Genomic DNA, 5007 nt, shown 5'->3' on the forward strand with positions numbered 1-5007 from the left:
AGGTCGGACAATACTGAAACGACCGCTCGGCGAAGGACACCTCGCGGACGGTGTCGCCGCAGACCGGGCACGGCAGCCCGGTGCGGTCGTGCACCCGCAGCCCGGACCGCTTCTCGCCCTTGAGGGTGGCCGCGTGCTGGCCGACAGAGCGGGCGACCGCGTCGGTGAGGATGGTGACCGTCGCGTCGTGCAGGGCGGCGACTTGGCCGGCGGAGAGCTTCGCGGCGGTGGCGAACGGAGAGATCTTGGCGGTGTGCAGAATCTCGTCGCTGTAGGCGTTGCCGATCCCGGCGATCACCTTCTGATCGGTGAGCACGGTTTTGATCCGGCCGGTGTTGCGCGCCAACAACTCCGCCAACTGGTCGACGGTGAGCTGTAGCGCATCCGGTCCGAGCGCGGCGATGCCGGGCACCGTGACGGGGTCCTCGACCAGCCAGACCGCCAGCCGTTTCTGGGTGCCGGCCTCGGTGAGGTCGAAACCGGGCGCGGTCCCCGGGGAGCCGAGGTGCACCCGCAGCGCGATCGGGCTCTTGCCCGGCCGGGGTGACGCCGCGGCCAGCGGCTCCGACCAGCGAAGCCAGCCGGCCCGAGACAGGTGGGCGATCAGGAACAGGCCGCCGGCACCCAGGCCGAGGTATTTGCCCCACCGCTGGGCGCTGGTGACCACCCGTCCGTGCAGCGCGCCCACCGGCGGGTCGACGGTCTTCAGCGCCGACGGCGACGTGACGTCGACCCGGCCGATGGTGCTGCCGACCGCGTGCCGGCGCAGATGATCCACCAGCGCTTCGACTTCCGGCAGTTCGGGCACGGCGTTGGACGAGCCCGGTCAGCCGCGGGTCACCCGCCGGGCGTCGCGCAGCACCAGCGAGAGGAACCAGCTGACCACGGAGAGCACGATTGCCGCGAAGATCGCGTCCCACCAGAAGTCTTTGATCTCCAGCCCCCAGTGGGTGGTGTGCCGGGTGATCCAGACGGTGATCATCAGCATCAACGCGTTGACCACGATGTGGAACAGCCCGAGCGTGACGACGTAGAGCGGGATCGACAAGATCTGCACAGCCGGCTTGATGAACGCGTTGACCAGCCCGAAGATCACCGCGACGGCGAAGATGATGCCGATCCGCTGCACGGCGGTGTCACCGCCGACGAAATAGACCCGGCCCGGCATGATCAAGGTGACCACCCACAGGGCCAGCCCGGTGAAGGCCGCACGCAGCAGAAATGACCGCATGACAAGAGATTCTGCCACCGGAGGCGCCGATAATCCCCGGTTCGCCAGGTTCAGCGGGCCGGGGTGCCCCAGCCCTCCCAGAACAGCGCCCGGGACCTGAACCACGGGTGGTTCACCGCGTCCAGCACCTTGAGCCCGGCGTTGGTGACCGCCGGGATGCCGACCAGCCGATGGAACAACCGGCCGCGGCGATACTCGCGGCCCCACGCGGCCTGGATCCGCTGGCCGTAATTGGTGAAGTCGTCGGGGCCGCCGTTGGTCAGCGCGGCGACGGCGCACTCGCCGGCGGTCAGCCCGGACTGCAGCGCTTTGGAGATGCCGGCGCCGGACGCCGGACGCGCGGCGCCCAGTGCGTCGCCGGCGAACAGGATCCCCGGGCGCCACGGCGGCCAGGCGGTGAATCCCATCGGCAGCCGCCAGGCCCGCACCTCGCGGGCCTCCTTGAGCTTGTCCACCGGTGGCAGCTCCCACTCGGCCGGCAGGGTGGCCACGAACTCGCCAAGCAGCTCGGTGACGTTGATCTGCTGCCAGTTCTTGTAGCTGTTGACGTAGCCGAGCCCGATGTTGACCCGGCCGTCGCCGAGCGGGAACACCCAGCCGTAGCCGGGTAGCTGGTCGCCGCGGAACGTCAGCTTGAGATGGATGTCCAGCGAGTCGGAGTCCGGGCACTTCGCCGGCATCTCGGCGCGGATCGCGATCGCCGAGTAGCCGTTGTAGCGCGACGTCAGGTTCAGCCCCCGCTTGACCGGCGAGTAGGCGCCGTCGGCGGCGATCACCGCATCGGCGTGCACCTGTTCGCCGCCCTTGAGCCGCACCCCGGTGACCCGGCCGCTGTCGTCGACGATCGGCCCAGCCGCCTCGGCGCCCTGGCGCACCTCGGCCCCGGCCGACTCGGCCTGCTTGAGCAGCATGGTATCCAGCTCGTGGCGGCGCGCGGTGTGCCCGTGGTCGGGCATGCCGGGCCGGCGCGGGAACGGCAGCTGCCACTCACTCGGGCTGAATATCTTGGCCCGGTTCACCCGGTGGAAGGCGGCGACCTGGTCGGCCAGGCCCATCCGCTGGATGAAGCTGACCGCGCGCGGGGTCAGTCCGTCGCCGCACGGCTTGTCCCGCGGGAACTCGGCCTTGTCCAGCAGCACCACCCGGGCCCCGGTCTGCACGGCCTGCCAGGCGGCGGCCGAACCCGCAGGTCCGGCCCCCACGACCGCCACGTCGTATCGCTCTGCCACGTCGGTGTCGTCCCCTCGTTGCGGATCGGGCCGCACCGATGGTAGCCGACCTGCGGATTCCCGCCGAATTGCCTTCATGACCTGCGGATATGACGGCTGCGCAAAAACCCCGACAGCGCGGACGCGATGCCCAAGTATCCGGTACCGTGGGTATTGACTTCTTGGACGGTTTCTACCTAGTTTTTGAAACACATCGGTAGCGAAGGGATGTCCGCGATGACGACAGCCGCAGTGCGACGAGGCGGGGTGACCCGCGAGGAGTTCGCCGAACGCCTGCTCAACGGCTCGGTGAAGAAGTCGTACGCCCCGGTCGTGGACATCGACTGGGACGCGCCGCTGGATCCGGACAAGTTCTACCTGCCGCCGAAGATGTGCACGCTGTACGGCACGCCGGTGTGGGAGTCGATGACCCGCGAGCAACGGATCGAGCTGACCCGGCAGGAGCTGGTCAACGTGTTGTCGGCCGGCATCTGGTTCGAGAACATCCTCAACCAGGCCCTGTTGCGCGACATGATGCACCAGAACCCTACCGCCAAGTCCACCCAGTACAAGCTGACCGAACTGGGCGACGAGACCCGGCACATGCTGATGTTCGGCAAGGCCATCGACCGGATCGGCGGGGTGCCGGTGCGACCCAAGCTGTACCAACGGATCGCCATCAACGCGCTGCCGTTCGTGTTCCGCGGCAGCGTACTGTGGGGCGCCGCGCTGGTCGGCGAGGAGATCTTCGACGCGCTGCAACGGCAGATCCTCGATGACGACGACCTACAGCCGATCGTCAAGCGGCTGATGCGGATTCACGTCACCGAAGAGGCCCGGCACATCCAGTTCGCCCGCGACGGGCTGCGCCAGCAGGTTCCGGCGATGCCCCGGTACCGGCGGGTGTTGCTGGCCAACCTGCACGGCGTCGGCGGCCCGTTCTATCGCCACCTGTTCACCCTTCCTCCGGTCTACCGGCGGATGGGCCTGGACGGCAAGGAGACCCGGCGGGTGGCCCGGGCGAACCCGCACTTCCACGCCCGCTGCCGGTCGGCGTTCGCCCCGTTGGCGGCGTTCTTCGAGGAGGTCGGCCTGATGGGCCGGCTGGGTCGCCGGATGTGGCGGCGGGCCAGCTTCCTGTGACCGACCGCGGCGCCGACAGCGGGCTCGTCGACCTCATCGTCGTCGGCGATCCGGGCCGGACCCACGGCCGATTCAGTGACGGCGTGGTCGTCGGGTCGGTGACCGCGAAACACTTCGACAACGCCACCGACAGCTGGATGGTGACCACCGGCGACGGGGCGTCGCTGACCGGCCGGATCGTGGTCGACACCACCCCGTCCGCCGACGAGACGGTCGCCGGACACGGCACCCCCAACTACTTCCGGATCCCCGGTCCGCACACCAAACGGCAGGCTCGCTATGCCGCCGGGGTGGTCGCCGGGATGCGCCACGGCGGGTCCACCCGCATCGAAGCGCGGTCCCAGCTGCGGGTGCACCGGCGGCTGCCCAGCCGGGGGCTGTCCCGGTTCTACCTGTCCGGCTCGGTGGGCGTCGACGACGAGATCTACGACGGTTCCGCGGTGCTGGTGCACCACGGAACCGAGTATCCGTCCCGGGCCCGGCTGACCGGCCACTTCGATCCGATCGACGGCCGATACCACTGGCAGGGAACGCTGTACCCGGAGCTGGCCGACCAGCGTCTGGTCGGCGCCAGGGTCGACGTCCGGATCGGCGAGCACACCGCGGCCGGTCGGATCTCCGAACAGACCCCCTGGGGTACGCTGGCCGTGATCGGGGCCGCCGGATACCCGCCATTCCCGCTGGAAGACGTCGAAATCAGCATGCCACCGAGCCTGCACTGACGGCGCCGAACCGGCACCGGCGGCCGCTCCGCGGCGCAGCAGCACGCCGTGACCGCAGCCTCGGTGCCGGGGCCGGCATCACTGTCAGTTGAGGAGAAAACCGTGCGGTTCACCTACGCCGAGGCGATGACGGACCCGGGCTTCTACCTGCCGTTGGCCCAGGCCGCCGAGGCGGCCGGCTACACCAGCATGACGGTCGCCGACAGCATCGCCTACCCCTTCGAGTCGGATTCGACATACCCCTACACCCCGGACGGCAGCCGCGAGTTCCTGGACGGCAAGCCGTTCATCGAGACGTTCGTGCTGGCCGCGGCGATGGGTGCGGTGACGACCACGCTGCGGTTCACCCCGTTCGTGCTCAAACTGCCGATCCGCCCGCCGGCGCTGGTGGCCAAACAGGCCGGCTCGCTGGCGGCGCTGATCGGTGACCGGCTCAGTCTGGGGGTGGGCACCAGCCCGTGGCCGGAGGACTACGAACTGATGGGCGTGCCGTTCGCCCGGCGCGGCAAGCGGATGGACGAGTGCATCGAGATCATCCGCGGACTGACCAGCGGCGACTACTTCGAGTTCCACGGCGAGTTCTACGACATCCCGAAGACCAAGATGACTCCGGCGCCCGCCCGGCCGGCCCCGCTCCTGGTCGGCGGGCACGCCGACGCCGCCCTGCGGCGGGCCGCGCGGGCCGACGGGTGGATGCACGGCG

Annotated in this window: 6 protein-coding genes and 1 pseudogene; 3 read left to right on the forward strand and 4 right to left on the reverse strand. The window is 69.6% G+C overall.

The window, feature by feature from the left end; translation table 11 throughout:
* The 4 genes and pseudogenes from AC2VNT_RS01460 to AC2VNT_RS01475 all read right to left on the reverse strand — a co-directional run.
* Positions 1 to 412: zinc finger domain-containing protein (locus tag AC2VNT_RS01460; RefSeq protein ID WP_486945175.1), on the reverse strand; the 412-nt coding region annotated here is incomplete at its 3' end.
* Between the two features lie 201 nt (positions 413 to 613).
* Positions 614 to 808, reverse strand: a pseudogene (locus AC2VNT_RS01465) (DNA-formamidopyrimidine glycosylase family protein); the annotation flags it as partial.
* 18 nt (positions 809 to 826) lie between these two features.
* Entirely contained in the window at positions 827 to 1231 is a 405-nt protein-coding gene (locus AC2VNT_RS01470; RefSeq protein ID WP_486945170.1) for a phage holin family protein, read from the reverse strand.
* A 50-nt stretch (positions 1232 to 1281) separates the two neighbouring features.
* A complete protein-coding gene (locus AC2VNT_RS01475; RefSeq protein WP_486945171.1) occupies positions 1282 to 2460 on the reverse strand; it encodes an NAD(P)/FAD-dependent oxidoreductase in 1179 nt (392 codons plus the stop codon).
* A gap of 216 nt (positions 2461 to 2676) precedes the next feature.
* On the opposite strand from AC2VNT_RS01475, the gene AC2VNT_RS01480 reads away from it, so the two are divergent.
* The 3 genes from AC2VNT_RS01480 to AC2VNT_RS01490 all read left to right on the forward strand — a co-directional run.
* Positions 2677 to 3582 (forward strand): AurF N-oxygenase family protein, encoded by a 906-nt coding sequence (locus AC2VNT_RS01480; protein ID WP_486945172.1) that lies wholly within the window; start codon positions 2677 to 2679, stop codon positions 3580 to 3582.
* A complete protein-coding gene (locus tag AC2VNT_RS01485) occupies positions 3579 to 4304 on the forward strand; it encodes a DUF4873 domain-containing protein (protein WP_486945173.1) in 726 nt (241 codons plus the stop codon). The genes AC2VNT_RS01480 and AC2VNT_RS01485 overlap by 4 nt, the downstream gene beginning before the upstream one ends.
* A 102-nt stretch (positions 4305 to 4406) precedes the next feature.
* A partial coding sequence (locus AC2VNT_RS01490; protein ID WP_486945174.1) for an LLM class flavin-dependent oxidoreductase occupies positions 4407 to 5007 on the forward strand: 601 nt, incomplete at its 3' end.

The sequence above is a fragment of the Mycobacterium sp. TH-M15 genome, assembly GCF_057473705.1.